Source organism: Microcystis sp. M31BS1 (assembly GCF_020245285.1).
Lineage (GTDB): Bacteria > Cyanobacteriota > Cyanobacteriia > Cyanobacteriales > Microcystaceae > Microcystis > Microcystis panniformis.
On the sequence record NZ_JADBVE010000318.1, the window covers coordinates 1 to 17,593 of the forward strand.

The 17,593-nt window shown below is 41.7% G+C and carries 10 protein-coding genes and 1 pseudogene; 3 read left to right on the top strand and 8 right to left on the bottom strand.

Annotation, left to right across the window (positions count from 1 at the left end; translation table 11 throughout):
* Window positions 1-271 (top strand): transposase (locus IM509_RS18170; protein WP_287695470.1); only part of this gene is annotated, 271 nt, incomplete at its 5' end.
* 605 nt (window positions 272-876) lie between these two features.
* On the opposite strand, the gene IM509_RS18175 is transcribed toward IM509_RS18170, so the two are convergent.
* From IM509_RS18175 to sir, 3 genes are all read right to left on the bottom strand, one after another.
* A complete protein-coding gene (locus IM509_RS18175; protein WP_185237331.1) occupies window positions 877-2,130 on the bottom strand; it encodes a P-loop NTPase fold protein in 1,254 nt (417 codons plus the stop codon).
* Window positions 2,131-2,133: 3 nt separating this feature from the next.
* The gene (locus IM509_RS18180) at window positions 2,134-4,152 is read right to left on the bottom strand and encodes a tetratricopeptide repeat protein (RefSeq protein WP_185237332.1); all 2,019 of its coding nucleotides are present in this window, start codon (window positions 4,150-4,152) and stop codon (window positions 2,134-2,136) included.
* 105 nt (window positions 4,153-4,257) lie between these two features.
* Window positions 4,258-6,195 carry a sulfite reductase, ferredoxin dependent gene (sir, locus tag IM509_RS18185; protein WP_185237333.1) on the bottom strand — a complete coding sequence of 646 codons (1,938 nt, stop codon included), beginning with the start codon at window positions 6,193-6,195 and terminating at the stop codon, window positions 4,258-4,260.
* A gap of 196 nt (window positions 6,196-6,391) precedes the next feature.
* Here sir and IM509_RS18190 point away from each other — a divergent pair, with 196 nt between their 5' ends.
* Window positions 6,392-8,791 carry an FHA domain-containing protein gene (locus tag IM509_RS18190; RefSeq protein ID WP_185237334.1) on the top strand — a complete coding sequence of 800 codons (2,400 nt, stop codon included), beginning with the start codon at window positions 6,392-6,394 and terminating at the stop codon, window positions 8,789-8,791.
* A 193-nt stretch (window positions 8,792-8,984) separates the two neighbouring features.
* On the opposite strand, the gene msrA is transcribed toward IM509_RS18190, so the two are convergent.
* Entirely contained in the window at window positions 8,985-9,647 is a 663-nt protein-coding gene (gene msrA / locus IM509_RS18195; protein ID WP_052276695.1) for a peptide-methionine (S)-S-oxide reductase MsrA, read from the bottom strand.
* A 600-nt stretch (window positions 9,648-10,247) separates the two neighbouring features.
* On the opposite strand from msrA, the gene IM509_RS18200 reads away from it, so the two are divergent.
* Window positions 10,248-12,212: an ATP-dependent nuclease gene (locus IM509_RS18200; protein WP_185237335.1), complete on the top strand. Its 1,965-nt coding sequence runs from the start codon at window positions 10,248-10,250 to the stop codon at window positions 12,210-12,212.
* 212 nt (window positions 12,213-12,424) lie between these two features.
* Here IM509_RS18200 and IM509_RS18205 read toward each other — a convergent pair whose 3' ends face one another.
* The 4 genes and pseudogenes from IM509_RS18205 to IM509_RS24395 all read right to left on the bottom strand — a co-directional run.
* Window positions 12,425-14,071 carry a DUF6930 domain-containing protein gene (locus IM509_RS18205; RefSeq protein ID WP_052276697.1) on the bottom strand — a complete coding sequence of 549 codons (1,647 nt, stop codon included), beginning with the start codon at window positions 14,069-14,071 and terminating at the stop codon, window positions 12,425-12,427.
* A gap of 75 nt (window positions 14,072-14,146) precedes the next feature.
* The gene (locus IM509_RS18210) at window positions 14,147-16,222 is read right to left on the bottom strand and encodes a caspase family protein (RefSeq protein WP_185237336.1); all 2,076 of its coding nucleotides are present in this window, start codon (window positions 16,220-16,222) and stop codon (window positions 14,147-14,149) included.
* On the bottom strand, window positions 16,219-17,388 hold the full coding sequence (sat, locus tag IM509_RS18215) for a sulfate adenylyltransferase (protein ID WP_185237337.1): 1,170 nt from the start codon (window positions 17,386-17,388) through the stop codon (window positions 16,219-16,221). Before sat ends, IM509_RS18210 begins: the two co-directional genes overlap by 4 nt.
* Window positions 17,389-17,447: 59 nt before the next feature.
* Window positions 17,448-17,593, bottom strand: a pseudogene (locus tag IM509_RS24395) (RRXRR domain-containing protein); the annotation flags it as partial.

The following is a 17,593-nucleotide window of genomic DNA, read 5'->3' on the forward strand; positions in this document are numbered from 1 at the left end:
AAAGATTTATGAAACCTCAGAGAATCCGACAGAAGGACTGCTATCCATCTCGGAATGGTTGGCAAAATCCTCCAGTGTTTTTACCAAGAGTTGTCAAACAATCCGAAACTGGTTTGGAGAAATCATTAGTTATTTCGAGCAAAGGACAACGAATGGGGTGGTCGAGGGAATCAACAATAAACTTAAACTAATAAAACGGAGAGGCTATGGCTTGAGAAACTTTCGTAATTTTTGGGTTAGAAGTATGTTATCTTGGCATCTTGTCTGTTGATTTAGCATAAAGGGTAACGAAGAGCCAAATTAATCCGTGAGTGGTTGGGGAGTGGGGACGAAGGTTTAACGCTTTGCTTTGTTGGTTATCTTAGTCATAAATAAAGTATCAAATAGCCCCAACGGGATTCTCCATTTTTTTAGATAAAGATAGTGAGTTGAGCAAATTATTGTTAAGTAGTCGTGCAAAATTAATTTCCTAGTCGAGACAGGAGACAGGAGACAGGAGACAGGAGACGGGAGACGGGAGACGGGAGACGGGAGACGGGAGACGGGATAAAGCTAAGTACCTAGGCAAAATTATTTACACATGACGATCATTGCCCCGTAAGGGTTTTAGCTCGATCGGGCAGGTAATTAATTTTGCATGACTACTTATTAGGGATCGGATTTGCGTTTTCAGTTCTCTGTTTGCTCACCACCGCAGAAGTCTGACGGAGTAGTGGCTTAGATGTGTAATTAATTGTGCTTAGATACTTATTAACAAATATTTTACACACTTCATACAAGATAAGCACCATGGCTCACCACCACTACCCAATCATTACCTAGTTGCTTTTTTGCTTGATCGATTTTTATAACTCCCCTAATGGCTTCAATTATTATTTACTCAGACTGAGACTCAGGGAGTAACTTAGGTTGAAATAATTGGGAAGGAACAAAACGAAAACCGCTTTGATCTTCTTGACGAATTAATAATCCTTGTTCTTCCATCGATTTAAGTTGGGGCAAGAGAGCAACAAAGGTTATAGCATCAAGTTTAGCCAAAGTTTGATCAGAAATATTCTCACTAATGCCACCGGCTTGATGAGCAACGTATAATAAATGACGAAACTGAGGACTTAAGGGATAAGTAAATTTTTCTTGAAGGATTTGCCAAATTGAATAAAAAGCAGTTTCATCAATAATTTCATATCCTTCTGAAGCAGCTTGCCGTAATACTTTTTCACAGATAGTATTCAGTTCTCGAGGAATTCCTTGAGCGTAACCCGTAATTAAATTGATGACTTCCTCTGTGAAAGGATAGGGATCATTTCGCTGTTCGTTTCTGGCACTATTAAGATAATTAATAGCAATGTGACGTAAATCATCTTGACTCATGGGTTCGAGGGGAATATCTTCAGAAAAGATACCAAGGGCTTTTAAGGTTGCTTCTTGAAACTCGGTAAAGCCTCTTCCTGTCATGATAAATCCCCGATGTTTTCCCATCCGAAATAAATCTAAACTACTTTCTAAAATTGTCTGGACAACAATGGGGTCTTTTTTGTCAAAATCATCAATAGCAATAACAATACGAGAATAAATTTCTTCGGCTTTATTTAATAAACGAATGAGTAAAGGATAGGGATCAGCATTGGCAGTGGGAGTCAGTTGATTAGCAGGGGATTCTTCCTTTTTGCCAAAGGATAAAAAGCCTAATTTAACTTGTCCTTCAGTAGTGGTTTTATTGCGTTGGATAGAATAACCTAAAAGCGTATTAGCAATGTCTTCTGATTCTTGATCACTATCCGCTAAACTATCGGCTACAGCTAATAATAAAGCACGATAAAATTCCGTGGAACTTTCCCCAGGAATACTGCTAATATAAAGCAATAACATTTTTTCATTTAATTGGTTAACTTCCTGTTGTAACTGGTTAATTAAATTAAAAATTAAGGCAGTTTTACCAATACCCCAAGCCCCCCTAACTAAGATATTACGTCCTTCATAGAGGGTCGGAATAACTATATCTAAAACTTGATCTCGTCCATAAAAAATCTTTGCTAATTTTTTGCGATCATCGGGGGGAGTTGGTCGAAAAGGATTTTCTATAAGTCCCCATCTTTTGAGAGTTGATTGATAACGGCTGAGTCTTGACATTTTTTACACAGATTGTAGAATTTTTAGTAGATAATTAATTTCCTCTAGTCGTTCTGAATTATTTTTTTCTTGATAATATGTTTGTGCCTCTTTTAAATGACTACAAGCTTGGGAAATCTTGCCAATTTGTATTTCTAGATTGCCCAGTGCAGTTGTCACAGAAGCCACATTATCTTGATCACCCAAACGGCGGAATAGACGTAAAGAATCTTTAAAATAAAGTCTTGCCTGTTCGAGCCTACCAGTGCGATGATAGAGACGGGCAAGTTCCAATAAAATTGGAGCCAAACTACTAATATCCTTTTGTTTTTGATAACGTTGCTGACAATTTTCTAAGTGTTCAATAGCTTCTGTATAATATCCGCCCTCAAATAAAGCTTTTCCTAATTGATAGGAATAGTTAAAATATAAGGTTTTGTCTTCGGTTTTTTCAATAATTTCTCCAGCTTGTTTATAAGAGTTAATTGCTTGTTGAATGTCTGCCACTTTACCAAGAAGTTTAAATCGTTCTCTGAGAGTATTGGCTAAATTATATTGTGTCTCTGCCCAATCTCTTGGAAAGGCTTGACGGGTATAAATTTGTAAGGCTTCTTGATAACAGACAATTGCATTTTCGATATTCTCGGCTTTATTGCCTCTAATTCGTTCACTATAAGCATTGCCTAAATTATTTTGAGTAGTTGCCCAGTCAAGAGGAAAGACATCAAAAGTACGAATTTTTAAGGCTTCTTGATAACAGAAAATTGCGGTTTCTATATTCTCTACTATGTCTCCTTTGATTCTGTTTATGTAAGCAGACCCCAGATTATTTTGTGTTACTGCCCAATCTTGAGGAAAAGCATCACGGGTCAACACTTCTAAAGACTGGTTGTAAGCAACAATAGCTAACTCTAGATTATCTGCCCTTTGCCCTCTGATGCGATGTCTATAAGCATTCCCCAGATTATTTTGTGTCCTTGCCCATTCATAAGGAAAAGCATCACGGGTATAGACTTCTAAAGACAGGTTATAAGCAACAATAGCTAACTCTAAATTTTCTGCCCTTTCCCCTCTGATGCGTTGACTATAAGCAGCACCCAGATTATTTTGTGTCCTTGCCCATTCATAAGAAAAGGCTTCACGGGTATAGACTTCTAAAGACTGGTTATAAGCAACAATAGCTAACTCTAGATTATCTGCCCTTTCCCCTCTAATACGATCACTATAAGCAGTCCCTAGATTATTTTGTATTACTGCCCAATCTTCAGGAAAAGCTTGACGGGTATATACTTCTAAAGACTGGTTTAATGCTGCTATAGCTAACTCTAGATTATCTGCCCTTTCCCCTCTGATGCGATTACTATAAGCAGTACCCAGATTATTTTGTACCCCTGCCCATTCATAAGGAAAAGCATCACGGGTATAGACTTCTAAAGACTGGTTATAAGCAACAATAGCTAACTCTAAATTTTCTGCCCTTTCCCCTCTGATACGATCACTATAAGCATTACCCAGATTATTTTTTATCATTGCCCATTCATAAGGAAAAGCCTCACGGGTATATACTTCTAAAGACAGATTATAAGCAACAATAGCTAACTCTAGATTATCTGCCCTTTCCCCTCTGATGCGATGTCTATAAGCATTCCCCAGATTATTTTGTATCCTTGCCCATTTTTCAGGAAAAGCTTGACGGGTATATACTTCTAAGAGGGTCTGATAGCCTGTAATAGCGATTTCTAGATTATTAGCCCGACTTCCCAAAGGAAAATCTGCAATCTTAATACATAAATTCTGAATCACCCCGACAATAGCCGCCACTTCTTCTGGTTTCCCTTGAGAAAACCTATATCTAGCCCATTGTTGCAACAGTTGGGCAAAGATATCATCTAACAGATGTTGACCGCGTTGTAGGATAGGATAAACCACCGTAGGATCGCTATTACTGTCATATTCTGCTTGTAAGACTTCTGATAAAAACTTCTGATATTCCTCTATACTTCCCGCTTGAGGGTTGAGAAACTGCCCCAATTGTTGCACCATATCGCGTAACCAAGATGATGTGATGGACGATGATTTTTTCGACAGACCGACCCTATGAATATACTAATTAAAAAAAGGTGGGTTAAGTCCCACCTTGATAACTGATTAGGATTTTTGGCTGAAATAGGCCTCTAGCGCCTCATTGATGATTTGATTCATCGGCCGTTTTTCCGTTTCCGAAGCTTCCTTGAGACGGACAAACATATCATCGGGGACGCTGACACGGTTTTGATTTTTACGCACGCGTTTGGGTTTTGATTCAGTGGTAGTAGTTTCGGTCATTTTAGGTGTGTAGGTGGCTGAAAATGCTTGTAAAGCAGGGAAATTGACTCGATGACAGAATTCTCCGAAGGTTTCGTTATTTTGTTGATCCTGTTGGAAGTAAACGAAAATCGGTTCTAAGACCTTTTCTAGATCATCGATCGCCATTTTATCCAAATAGGGGCGCGCTAGTCGAGTTTGATCGGCTGTTCCCCCTAACCAGAGTTGGTAGGAATTGGGAGCGCTACCCACAAATCCTAATTCTGCCATATAGGGACGCGCGCAGCCATTAGGACATCCTGTCATGCGGATGACAAATTGCTCTTTGCTTAATCCTAAGCGATTAAGCAGGGCGCGAATGCGTTCAATCACGCTGGGTAAGATTCTTTCTGACTCAGTAATCGCTAATCCACAGGTAGGCCAAGCGGGACAGGCCATGGAATAACGGGTTAAAGGGTCAATTTCGGCGGGATTGGTGACAATTCCGTGTTCTTTCAGGATCGCCTCGATCGCTTGTTGATCCTGGGGTTCGATTTCGTAGAGAATGATATTATGGTTAGCCGTCAAGCGCATGGGCAGCTGAAAACGCTCGATAATCACTTTTAAGGCGGTTTTTAGCTGAAAACTGCCTTCATTTTTGACCCGGCCATTCTCCACAGAAAGACCAAAAAATAATTTTCCGTCTCCCTGTTCATTCCATCCCAAAAAGTCTTGATATTTCCAATCGGGGAGGGATTGGTAGGGGGCAATTTTTTGACCGAAATAACCCTCAACAGTGCTGCGGAATTTTTCTACTCCCCATTCTTCGAGGATATATTTCATTCTGGCATGACGACGATCGCCGCGATCTCCGTAATCTCTTTGGGTTGCCACGATCGCTTTTACCAGATCGTACACATTTTCTTTGTCCACATAACCGATCGCATCGGCCATTCTGGGGAAAGTTTCTTCCTTATTGTGGGTCCTTCCCAGTCCACCCCCCGCAAGGATGTTAAAACCCTGTAATTGACCATTTGCGTCGGTAATCACCACTAAACCGATGTCATTGGTGTAGATATCGATGGAGTTGTCTCCCGGCACGGTGACACCCATCTTGAACTTACGGGGCATATAATGTTGACCGTAGATCGGTTCGATCGGATCGTTTTTGTTAATGCCATTTGTATCTTTTTGTCTCGCGGTCTTGACTTCCGGCGCTTCTTCTGCACTGATTACTTTTTCGCCATCGAGCCAAATTTCGTAGTAAGCTCCAGTTTGGGGAGTGAGCAAATCGGCGATATTATTGGCATATTCCCAAGCATAGCCGTATTCGGGGCGATTTTTGTAGGGGGCTGGCGGTGCAGTGACATTGCGGTTAACATCACCACAGGCCGCTAAAGTGGATCCCATACTGCGGATAATTTCCCCGAGGGTAGCTTTGAGATTTTTCTTTAAAATGCCGTGTAATTGGAAGCCTTGGCGGGTTGTCACGCGTAAAGTGCCGTTACCGTAGCGATCGGACAAACTATCGAGGGTAAGATATAGTTGCGCGGGAATAAAACCCCCCGGACTGCGGGTACGCAACATCATTTGATAGTCTTTTTCTTGACCTTTGGCTCTATTGTCGCGATTATCCTGTTGATAGGAACCGTGAAATTTGAGGATCTGCACCGCCGCATCGGTAAAATGGGTTGTATCTTCGAGGAGTTCACTGGCCAAAGGTTCTCGTAGATAATTACTGCGTTCTTTGATACCTTCGACTTTAGAAACCTTGGCGGTAGGAGAAATAGGAGTTGTAACCATCGTCTAACAGCACGATAACCTGTGGATAGGTCTTAGGAATAGGAATTTAGACAAGCTCGATCGATCCTAAGAAGTTTTACTAAGATGATCTCTAGAGTTCGTTCCAGACTCTGAGGTTAACAGTAGCGATCGAGACATCAATTCTATCTTAGCTTCTTACCGTCCCTCGCGAACGCCATCTACCGATCGAATTTTTATGACCAATTCTCCCAACATTAAAACGGTTATTAGTCAAGAACCCTACATTATTCTTAACAATCAGGGAGAAATTCTCCCTTCTATTAATCTGAGTCGTCCTAATTATAAATTGGGTCGGGATGGTCAACAGGTGGATTTAGTTGTTCCCCAACACTGGACGGTGGTGAGTCGAGTACAAGCTTGTTTTCGTCGTCAGGGAGATGATTACTATATCTACGATGGAGACGGGACTAATCCTAGTTCCAATCAACTTTTTATCAACAATCGCGTGATTACTCCCAAAGAGGGCTATCTTTTACAAAATGGGGATGAGATTCATATCGGTCAAGATGTCAAAAATTCGGTCAAGATCACCTATTATCATCCTAACCAACAGGTAAAAAGCCCACCTTTAGCTTTTAAATCGGTTTCCCTAAGCAATCGCAGTGTAGTTTTAGGACGAGATAATACCGCGACTGTGGTTTTAGACGCGCCGACAATTTCCCGACAACACGCGATTATCGATAGCGATAACCAGAATCGTTATATTCTCTACGACAAAAGCACCAATGGAGTCTTTATCGACGGAGAAAAAGTATCGGGTAGTGCCATTTTAACTAACGGTTGTACGGTGAGAATCGGCCCCTATAGTTTTCGGTTGCAGGGAGATGACTTAGTTTTATTAGATACGGGGGATAATATCCGTCTGGATGCCGAAGATATCGTCAGGATGGTGCGGGATAAAAAGAAACAACCTTTGATAATTCTCAATCATATCTCCTTACCGATCGAACCGAGTCAATTAGTGGCAATTGTCGGGGGAAGTGGTGCGGGAAAATCGACTTTCTTAAAGACTTTATTAGGAATTGAACCCACCACCTCGGGAACTGTTTATCTGAATGGGGAAGAGCTGCGCCAGAATTTTAATATCTATCGCACCCAAATCGGTTATGTTCCCCAATACGATATCGTCCACAGGGATTTAACCGTGGGAGAAGTGTTATATTACGCTTCTAAATTAAGGCTACCTCCGGATCTTAATTGCCAAGAAGTGATCGAGAAAACCCTGCAGCAGGTGGAATTATTAGAAAGAAGAAATACTTTAGTCAGAGACTTAAGCGGTGGTCAGTTAAAAAGGGTGAGTATTGCGGTAGAATTATTAGCCAATCCCAAATTATTCTTTTTAGATGAACCCACCTCGGGATTAGACCCCGGTTTAGATAAAAAGATGATGGAATTGCTGGCAAAATTGGCCAAAGAAGGCAGAACAATTCTCCTAGTTACCCATGCTACTAATAATATCAATCTCTGCGATCGATTAGTTTTTCTTGGTCAAGGGGGCAATTTATGTTATTTTGGTTCTCCGGGGGAGGCCTTAAATTTTTTCTCTTTACCTCAGGGGGATTTTGCCGATATTTATATTCATCTGGAAACTAGCGAAAAAGTTGAGCAAGAATGCCAACGTTTCCAAAAATCCGACTACTACAAAAATAATATTGAAGCAAGAATCGGTAAAATATTTCAGCAAAATCATAGTAAACCGCAACAGGTTCAACAATCTTTTTGGCAACAACTACAGGTCTTATGTCAACGGTATAGCAAGTTAATTATCCGTGATCAATTTAGTTTAATTTTATACCTATTAACCGCCCCGATCGGAATTTTTTTAATGGCCATGGTTTTAGGGGACAAAGATCCTTTATTTTTGGGAGATAATGCTGGGACTGAAGATGCTATCGAATCGGCAACTTTAGCCTTAAAAACTCTCTTTGTTTTTACCTGCGCGGAATTGTGGGTAGGTTTTGCCTGTTCCCTACAGGAAATTGTCAAAGAATCAGCCATTTATCAGCGAGAAAGATTAGTTAATCTGGGATTATTACCCTATTTATTCTCGAAAATTCTGGTTTTAGCAGCCTTAGCTTTTCTGCAAACAATTGTAATTACCTGCGTGATATTTTGGGGATTTACTGACCCGCAACCAGAATTAATGACCTGGTTAATTGGCTGTTTTATTACCACATTTTTAACTATATTTGCGGCAATTAATCTCGGTTTATTAATTTCTGCTGGCGTTAGTAATATCACTCAAGCAAATAGCGCATTACCTTTAATTTTAATTCCTCAGATTATCTTTGCTGGGGTATTATTTAACTTAGAAGGTCTGGGAAAATATCTATCATGGTTGATGATTAGTCGCTGGTCGATTGGTGCCTACGGGGTATTAGTAGAGGTGGAAGCTATGATTGCAGAAGCGAAAGAAAAAAATGACTTTAATATCCCTTTACCCTTTGAGGATACCAATCAAGTTTATCAATTATCTATCAATAATTTGTTATTGAATTGGGGAGTTTTAATTCTTCATTCCCTTATTTATTTTCTCCTTACCTCTTGGTTGCAAAAAAGAAAAGATATTTTGTGATCTGAATGATATAGCGGTTCTCACACTTGGGTGTGACAGTTAAACCTTTGCTGATTAGGCTTTTCAACATCGATAATGTACCTCTTGCGAACAGGAAACGCTATAAATTATGAATGATAAATTATGAATGAAAACTGAAAACTGATCACTGATAACTGATAACTGATAACTGATAACTGACGGCTAATCCTACTTAATTTAACTTCAGATCAAGAGCGATGGGACATTCCACTTTCGTTCCCCCTAAACCACAGTAACCGCCGGGATTTTTCGCTAAATACTGCTGATGATAAACTTCAGCATAATAAAATTCAGGTGCGTCGATAATTTCCGTGGTAATTTGACCATGGCCGGCTTTATTGAGGGCTTCTTGGTAGATCGATCGAGATTTTTCCGCTAATTCCTTTTGCTGGGGACTATAGGTATAGATACCCGATCGATACTGAGTCCCCGTATCATTACCCTGACGCATTCCTTGGGTGGGATTATGACTTTCCCAGAAAACCTTTAACAGTTGTTCGTAGGAAATCACACTGGGATCATAGACCACTAAGACCACTTCATTATGCCCAGTCATGCCGGTACACACTTCCTGATAGGTGGGATTAGGGGTGATACCAGCCGCATAACCTACGGCCGTGGTGTAAACTCCTTCTAATTGCCAAAATTTGCGCTCTGCTCCCCAAAAACAGCCTAAACCAAACATTGCGGTTTCCATACCGCCGGGGAAGGGGGGCTGCAAAGGATGACCGTTAACGTAGTGGGTGCTAGGTACGGGCATTTTTTCCGATCGCCCGGGTAGGGCCTCCCTTACGGTGGGCAAAGTTAATTTTTTTCCGAATCCGAATAACACCATAATAAGAATTTGTCCAGAAAGTTTTACTTTACTTTACATTATCGCTTAATTTTGGCGATTTCAGTGATCAGTGATCAGAACTAAGGCTGCAGCCCAATTTTTGTCAATCTACTGATACCGTTTTTCTCAAGTAATGGCAGAGATGGTTAATTACCCTCACCCCCTACCCCCCCGACATCGGGGGGACAAGGGGGGGGGTGGGAGAGGCGAGTAGGATGCCTGCCACGAATCAAGAAAAATGCTATCAGCCAATTACTTTGAGAGTTAAGCAGTAAGCGTTGGGGTGGTTGGGTGTCGCTTTTTCAATTGAATTAATACGTTTTCTCCTAAGTATTGTTTCGCTCAAACCAACCTACGAGGCTGCTCCGTAATTAGATTTAATTGGGCTAACCTACTTCCCAATTATGCTAACATCAAAGATAAGTATAAAACAGCCGAACGATTAAAGCGGGACTATTAGCTCTATATGGTGTTTAACTGTGGGACAATGTCGGAAGTTTATGTCATTCGAGATGCGGTTACGCTAGGACGGCAACCTGTTACAAGCATTGAACATTATCAGCTTGGACTAGAGGCAATTCTACGGCAGGATGAACGGGAATGAAGATCAGCAAAATTCAGATTAAAAATTTTAAGTCTTTTCAAAATGTTACCGTAGATCTAGATCCTGATTTTAATGTCTTTACTGGGGTTAATAATTCAGGAAAAACCAATTTGCTAGAGGCGATCGCTCTTTGGCATGAGTGTTTTAATAAGCTAATTCGGCAAGCGGGCAAAGGATATAAAGAGTTGTACAAAAAAGGTGATTATATTCTCGGTCATACAACAGAAAAATATTTTCCTTACGAAACTATTAAAACGGTTAGAACTTCAAATATTGACGATATCTTTTATCAACGTGATACAACTGCTCCTATTGAATTGTCTATTAATTTAAATAAAGAAAATATAAATTTAGAAATTGGTTTTTCTATCAAGACCTCTGGTTTAAATTATGTTATCGAGCTTTTGAATTATAACCAATATAACTTTAGAGGATTCAATGAGTTTTTTGAAAATTTTCCCAACCCTATTAGTGCATCTTTTGCTTCTCCTGTAGCTACCATCAGAACTGAGGAGAGATTTGTGACTCGTCCACAAATTATTGAATCTATTCAAAAAAGAGAGTCTGTTGAAGTTGTTCGTAATCGTTTATACAATCTTTATTATGATACCAATCGAAATGAAAATCTTTACAATAAATTTATTCGAGATTTATCATATATTCTCTTTAACGGCGATAAAAAAATTGAGTTTTTCCCTAAAAGTGATATCCAAAAAGATATAAAATCAGTGATTGATTATAAAATCGAGTCAAGAGACATTGAGAAAGATATTTCTCTATTGGGAAGTGGAACGTTACAAATTATTGTTATTTTATTGAATCTTTACGCACCAGAAAAAACTAGAGACCTAAACTTAATTTTATTTGATGAGCCTGATAGTCATATTCATCGGGATATTCAAAAACGTTTAATCGATACGGTTCTTAGATTTTCGACAAATACTCAAATCTTTTTAACAACTCATAATGAGACTCTAATTCGTCAGGTTCCTCTGTATCAGCTTTTTCATATTGAAAACAGACCCAACTATCACTATACTTCTGTGGTTAAAGATGAACATAGTTTAGATGTTGGCTCTCGTTTTAAAGGAATTTATCCCTCTAGTCTGAATCCGATTATTAGTTCTTTGGGTAATAGTAATGGTTTAGACTTTATCAATGCTATTGAGGCAGATCATATTTTATTTGTGGAAGGTCAGGATGATGCAAAAGCAATTTATACATTGTTACAAAAAATGACTTTAGGGGTAAATACCAAAAAATATGTCTTTTGGGTGATAGGTGGAGTCTCTCAAATTTTTAAGGATTTACCTAGTTATAAGACAGTTTTTCAGCAAATTAAGAATCAAGAAACGCTTTGGAGTAAGGCTTTTCTCGTCTTTGATCGTGATTTTATTGAGGATGATCACCGTGATAAGCTTATTGAAGCACTGGGTAGTCATTTTAAAATTCCAACTTATATCACTCCGTCTTATACTTTTGAGTCAATTTTATTAATGGATTTGATCAAGTTATCTCATCTACTAAAAAAATGGCTAGAAGCCAAAAAAGATGATATTAATGTTGATCGATCTGCTTTGGTACAATCCCTAGAGAATCATTATTTAACAATTATGCAACAAAAGCTAGAGAGTCTTGATGATAACTATATTGATGAGACTTGCCATCGGTATGCCAACGTCAGGGAACAACTAAGTAAAAGGGATTTTTTGAATAACCAAAATCCTATTAGAGAAAAGGATATTAGTCTAAATACTCTATTTAGGAGGTATTTAAAAAACATCAATGACAATCGTGAATTTTATAAAATGGCTAATAAAAATGATGTTCAAGCAATTATCAATCAAGTGACCAAACCTTATAATATAGAGTTCAATATTGAGCAAGATTTTATTTCATTACTCAATCTTGTTGATCGCTCGACTTGGTTTAATGAGTGGGATTTTTTAACCAAATTGTAAAATTTTAACCCTGATGACCTACCCTAAACGCCTGATCGAAGTTGACCTACCCATTAAGGGAATTTCTGCCCATGCGCGGCGGTAAAAATCGATTCGTCATGGGCATATTTCTACACTTCATAGCGCAGCTTGACGGTGGGAGTATGTCAATGAATTTGCCAAGCAAACTGATCACTGTTCACTGAAAAAAGCTGCGCCGCTGCCGGTTCAAATTAACCGAAGTGAGGCATAAGAGTCAAAACTCCCAAGTCTAAATCTTTACTATTGATCGATTTTGCCTCGTAGAGGGCTAACATATCGTTTAATTGGGGATTACCGCAGGAGGAACCAGTTACACCCATAGCAATAATCAAACCACAATAACCCTCGGTATTTTTGATGCGTTTTTGCCAATTGCGGCGCGCGGTACGGTGGTCGGGATCATCTTGCTCGAATTCCCCAAATAGATAAAGATCACCGTTAGCCATTTTCAGAATCCCCAGATCATAACGGGTATCTTCGAGGGGATCTTCGCCGGGGTTAAAACCAATAGCCTCCAAACCGCCAGCTTGTTCGATTTTTTCGATCAGTTCCTTGGCTTTCGGTCGGGAGGTCTGGATCATGACCACGGGGAAACCCTCCCCTTTTGTGGGTACGGATTGGGGTTGATAATGGATTTTCGGACGACTGCGAATTTTATCTAATAATTGCCAGGGAACCATTCCCAGACTCAGATGTGCATTATCGGGGACTAGATTTTCCTTGAGTACGGATTCTTCCTCATCATCCTCATCATCCTCATCGTCGTCCTCCTCCTCTAAGAGTTGCATAAATTCCGCACATAGATCGGGCATCGTGGCCACCGTCACGGCCACGGTTTCCCCTTTTGCTTGTTCGGGATCGAGGGGAATGCGAAAACGACGCTGTAATTCTCCGATCGGTTCTTCGGATAAAGCGGATTGATTGCCTTTAAAAAAGCGCAACAGAGCCATTAAAGCTAAATATACCGTGATTGCTTCTTCTTCATCCAAATAGGGGCGAATACCTTCGTAGGGATGCACGCTGCCGAAAACTGGATGGATCTGGGAAGGGGGAGCCGAGGCCAGATCGTAGTCATCCTCATCATCGTCCTCATCATCATCGGCCAATTCGTAGCTTAAAAACCAGCAATCTTGGGAAAGAAAGGCTTTTTCTAATCTTTCCATCGATTTTTCTTCTAAAGCGGACTGGCGGAATTGTTTGAGGGATGCTAGGGAACGATAGAGAATGACTCCGTATTCCCGACCGAGCATTCCCATGACACAGGCGTAAAGATGCGGGAAATCGGGGCGATCGAGCTTAATTTCCAAAATATCGTAATCAGCTAAACAGGACCAGGGTTCAGCTTTCCAAATTTCGTGAGCGGTTTTCACTAAAACGGACTGCCAAGCGGGAGGAATTGCTGGGGGGCGGTTATTTTGGAATTCGTCGAATCCACGAAAGAGATCATCGATCAGGGGCAAATTGGGGACATAATCGATGGTGATATCGAGATCTTGCAGTACCCCGCGCAGAAAAAACTGTGTTTCTCGATCGCGGACGATAATTTTTTTCGGTCTAGCTGGCCGGGCGGGACTTTGCGGCGTTTCGATGGCACGGATTAAGGTTCTCACCATGGCCTCGGGCCCGGTTTCGGGGGAAACTACTTCCATAGAGCGTACACAGCCCTCGCTACCATCCACCCAGATCACGCACTCGCCACCGCTTTCTTGATTTGGTTCTAGGGTAGCCCGGGGCATTCTCTCGGATAAGGATAAAGCACGACGATCTCCTTCCCAAACACTGGGAATTTGTGGGATTTTTTTGAGGCGGCTTTGGGTGGTCCGGGGCAGAAGATTCATCGGGAAATTTAGGGGTAGCTGTGTTAGAATTTTAACCTTTTCTTTTCAAGGATTCCATAGAATCATTCTATCGATTTAGTCGATAACTTGATAAATAAACCGGAAACCTGACCAAGTTCCCAGATCAAAGGCGTATTCATCAATGACACTGCCAGAATTATCCATTTTTAGACCTAAATCTAATTTTAGATCGCTCCAGAAAGCTCTGGCTATTTCTAGGGGGTTAGTCAGGGTGAGCAGTTGGGTTGCTTCTCCCTTGAGGCTTTGAGTGGCATTGAGAAGGGTCAAGGTGTTCGGGAAAGGATGGCGACTGAGGATCAGTATATTCTCTCTGATGCCCTTGGGTTGACTAATTTTCCAATGCCCTTGGCCGGAATTGGGGATGGTGGCCTTGGTTTTGGCCGCCACGACAAAGGGGGCTAATGGGCTAGAATTGGTGAAATTATCGGGGTTTTCTGGACGGGAACAGTATAAAAGCGGTTGGCAATCGCTGTTGAGGACAAGGATCATTGCGTAGAGGGGTTGTTCTTCTTGATTTTCGATTTGATAGCGAATTTCTGTCCCGACGGGCAGAATTAAGTCATTTTTAGCGGTATTAATCCCCTTGCTACCCGCAATTTTTTGGGTTTGTACCGTCGAGATATAGGTTTGATCGAGGCTTTCCAGGGTGACAATGACGGCTAAACCGGAGGATTCTTGATTGATCAACAAGTGCCACAATTTGCAGGCCAGCAGGGTTTCTAGTTGGGATTGCAGTCGTTTGATCCCCGATTTAATGGCTTCGTTGGCCGCCCCTAAACTACCGATAATTAGGGAGCCATTGGCAGATAATAACTGATAATTGCCAGTTTCTTCGCCACCAACTCGACTTAAGAGACAATCTACCGTTTGTTCACCAATGTTAACCACGGCGGCCACATCGGGCAAACCGGCAAAGGTACTGGTGGCATCTACCCGTTCAATTCGGGTTAAGTTACCATCCAAACCGACGATTAAGCCGATTTGACTGGGAAAAACCCGCAATTTTTCCTGTAGAATCTGTCCTATTTCTAGGGAAGCAGCCGGGGATAATAATTGCGCTTTGGCTTTTAAACCCTGACGGGAGAGAATTTGTAGGCTGATTTCCTCCCCAGTCGCCCCAATAAAGCTCAAACAGGAGTTAATTCCGTAATTTTCTAGGATTTCTAAGGGCAGGCCGACCAGATTGACTTCTAGGGTGCGTTCATCAATAAGATTTGTAACAATTGCTGCGCCCCCCCTTGACGTTTCTGACGTTGTATGATAAGGCGGCGCAGAATTATTTTTTTGATTACTGGTTAGGATTGCCGGCTGCTGTTGTTCACTGCTGTGACTAGCGACAAGATTACGGAGATGGGGAAAAGCGATCGCAATTGTCGGACTGGGGCAAGCTTGCCAGAGATACTGCGTGAGATCATAGGTGAATAAGCCAGCATTGGGGCTATTACCGCTCAATTCCAGGGCGATTTGCTCTGGTTTAGCGGCAGCGAGAATAACGCCGTTACTAGGCTTATTTTTGAGGTTAAAACGGGTTTTAATATCGGCAGCGAAAGTTAATTCGGCAGGGTTAAGCTCCCCAAGGCTTTCGGGATAGGAACGAACGCGGAGATTACCGAGATAGGGCTGAGGTTGGGGGAGATGACTACTATCAAAAATCAAGCTAAACTTATCCGTAGCTAGACAGCGAGCCATCAGCAGGATATTTTCCTTAAGTAAAGCATTTTCTGCCCCATGAGCAGTAATAAAAACCTCTTTTCCGGCCCCAACACTGCCATAACCACTAAAGTGAAAAATGACCACATCCCCTGCCCTGGCTTGGGCGATCAGGTGTTCTAAAAAAGCCGCTTCGATCGCTTCTCGACTGGCTTTTTTTCCCGTTAAAGTCACTATATCAGCATCCTGAAAGCCAAAACGATAACGGAGAAGGTCTTTTTGTAACTCCACATCGGTGAGACAACCGGGCAGCGGCGGAATATTCGCCCCATACTGGTCAATACCGACTAAAAGAGCCAATTTTCGAGGATTAGGAGCGGCGAGAGCGGCCAAATGACGGTTAAGGGTTCCTTGACTAATCGCCAAAGTCAGCAACCCCCAACCTGTCTGCTGGATCAATTCTCGCCTAGTTATGTTCATGATCCTCGCATAGCCCGGATTAATTCGGCAGCCACTTCCGGACGGGAAAATTCTGGAGGTGGTAATTCTCCTTTACGCAGCAGTTCCCGGACTTTTGTTCCCGAAAGGTGTATTCTTTCTTCCGGTAAACTGGGGCTAGTTTTGGTGGTTGCCATTCCCGAAGTGCGGGTGCAGTAGAAAGCGTGTTCAAACTTCATCGGCACGATTCCCAATTCCCCCGGCTCGAACTCATCAAAGATATACTGGGCATCGTAGGTTCCGTAGTAGTCGCCGACTCCGGCATGGTCACGACCGACGATAAAATGGGTACAACCGTAGTTTTTACGGATAATAGCGTGGAAAATTGCTTCCCGGGGGCCGGCATAACGCATAGCTGAGGGGTTGATAGCTAGAATAACGCGATCTTGGGGGAAGTATTTATCCATCATGATCTCATAGCAACGCATCCGCACATCGGCCGGCACATCATCGCTTTTGGTAGCGCCGACAAGAGGATGCAAGAATAAACCATCTACCACTTCTAGGGCGCATTTTTGAATGTATTCGTGGGCCCGGTGGATGGGATTACGGGTTTGGAAACCGACAATTGTTTTCCAAGCTTTTTCGTGGAACATCTTGCGCGATTGCAGAGGATCGATCTGATATTTGGGAAACTGAGGATGAGGATCACGCTGAAGTAACCAAATTGGACCCGCGAGGTTAATTTCTCCCTGTTCGTAGAGGACTTTTACCCCGGGGTGTTTCTGGTCGTCGGTACGATAGACGTTAACTGCTTCGTGGGCCTTATTATAACGGTATTTTTGGGTTAGTTCCAGGACTCCGACAAAGTTGCCTTCGCTGTCATCTAAACGAATCCAGTTGCCTTCTTTGAGGGGATCCGCCACTTCTTCCCTAACGGAAAGAGTCACGGGAATTGCCCAGGGTAAACCATTGATTAGACGCATATCATCGACGACTTTTTCGTAGTCGTCCTGTTCCATAAAGCCTTTAAGGGGACTGAAACCACCAATAGCAATCATAACTAAATCCGAGAGCGATCGTTCATCTAGGGAAACTCGCGGTAGTTTTTCAGCTAGGGCCAGAAATTCAGCTTTTTCGGCAGCGGTAGCAATACGATTAATTAATTGCCCACCGTGGGGCGCGATTCCTTCGGTCAGTACAGTCATCGAAAAATTGGGTCTGAAACCCCGCCCTTTAGCGATAACGGAGGGCGGCTTTATATAAGTTAGCGAGAAACAATTAAACCGTTAGAACGACGGATTAACTGAATCTTGCTAACAGCTATCTGTCCCAATCGTTTCCAACTGGTATCGCTTACAGATAGCTGTTTTTCGGTATCTCCACTAACATAACCAATTCCTTTGGGAGAAG

Excerpts from the sequence above, each read along its gene's own strand:
- IM509_RS18175 (WP_185237331.1), bottom strand. The coding sequence starts at position 2,130 with ATGTCAAGACTCAGCCGTTATCAATCAACTCTCAAAAGATGGGGACTT.
- IM509_RS18180 (WP_185237332.1), bottom strand. The coding sequence starts at position 4,152 with ATGGTGCAACAATTGGGGCAGTTTCTCAACCCTCAAGCGGGAAGTATA.
- sir (WP_185237333.1), bottom strand. The coding sequence starts at position 6,195 with ATGGTTACAACTCCTATTTCTCCTACCGCCAAGGTTTCTAAAGTCGAA.
- IM509_RS18190 (WP_185237334.1), top strand. The coding sequence starts at position 6,392 with ATGACCAATTCTCCCAACATTAAAACGGTTATTAGTCAAGAACCCTAC.
- msrA (WP_052276695.1), bottom strand. The coding sequence starts at position 9,647 with ATGGTGTTATTCGGATTCGGAAAAAAATTAACTTTGCCCACCGTAAGG.
- IM509_RS18200 (WP_185237335.1), top strand. The coding sequence starts at position 10,248 with ATGAAGATCAGCAAAATTCAGATTAAAAATTTTAAGTCTTTTCAAAAT.
- IM509_RS18205 (WP_052276697.1), bottom strand. The coding sequence starts at position 14,071 with ATGAATCTTCTGCCCCGGACCACCCAAAGCCGCCTCAAAAAAATCCCA.
- IM509_RS18210 (WP_185237336.1), bottom strand. The coding sequence starts at position 16,222 with ATGAACATAACTAGGCGAGAATTGATCCAGCAGACAGGTTGGGGGTTG.
- sat (WP_185237337.1), bottom strand. The coding sequence starts at position 17,388 with ATGACTGTACTGACCGAAGGAATCGCGCCCCACGGTGGGCAATTAATT.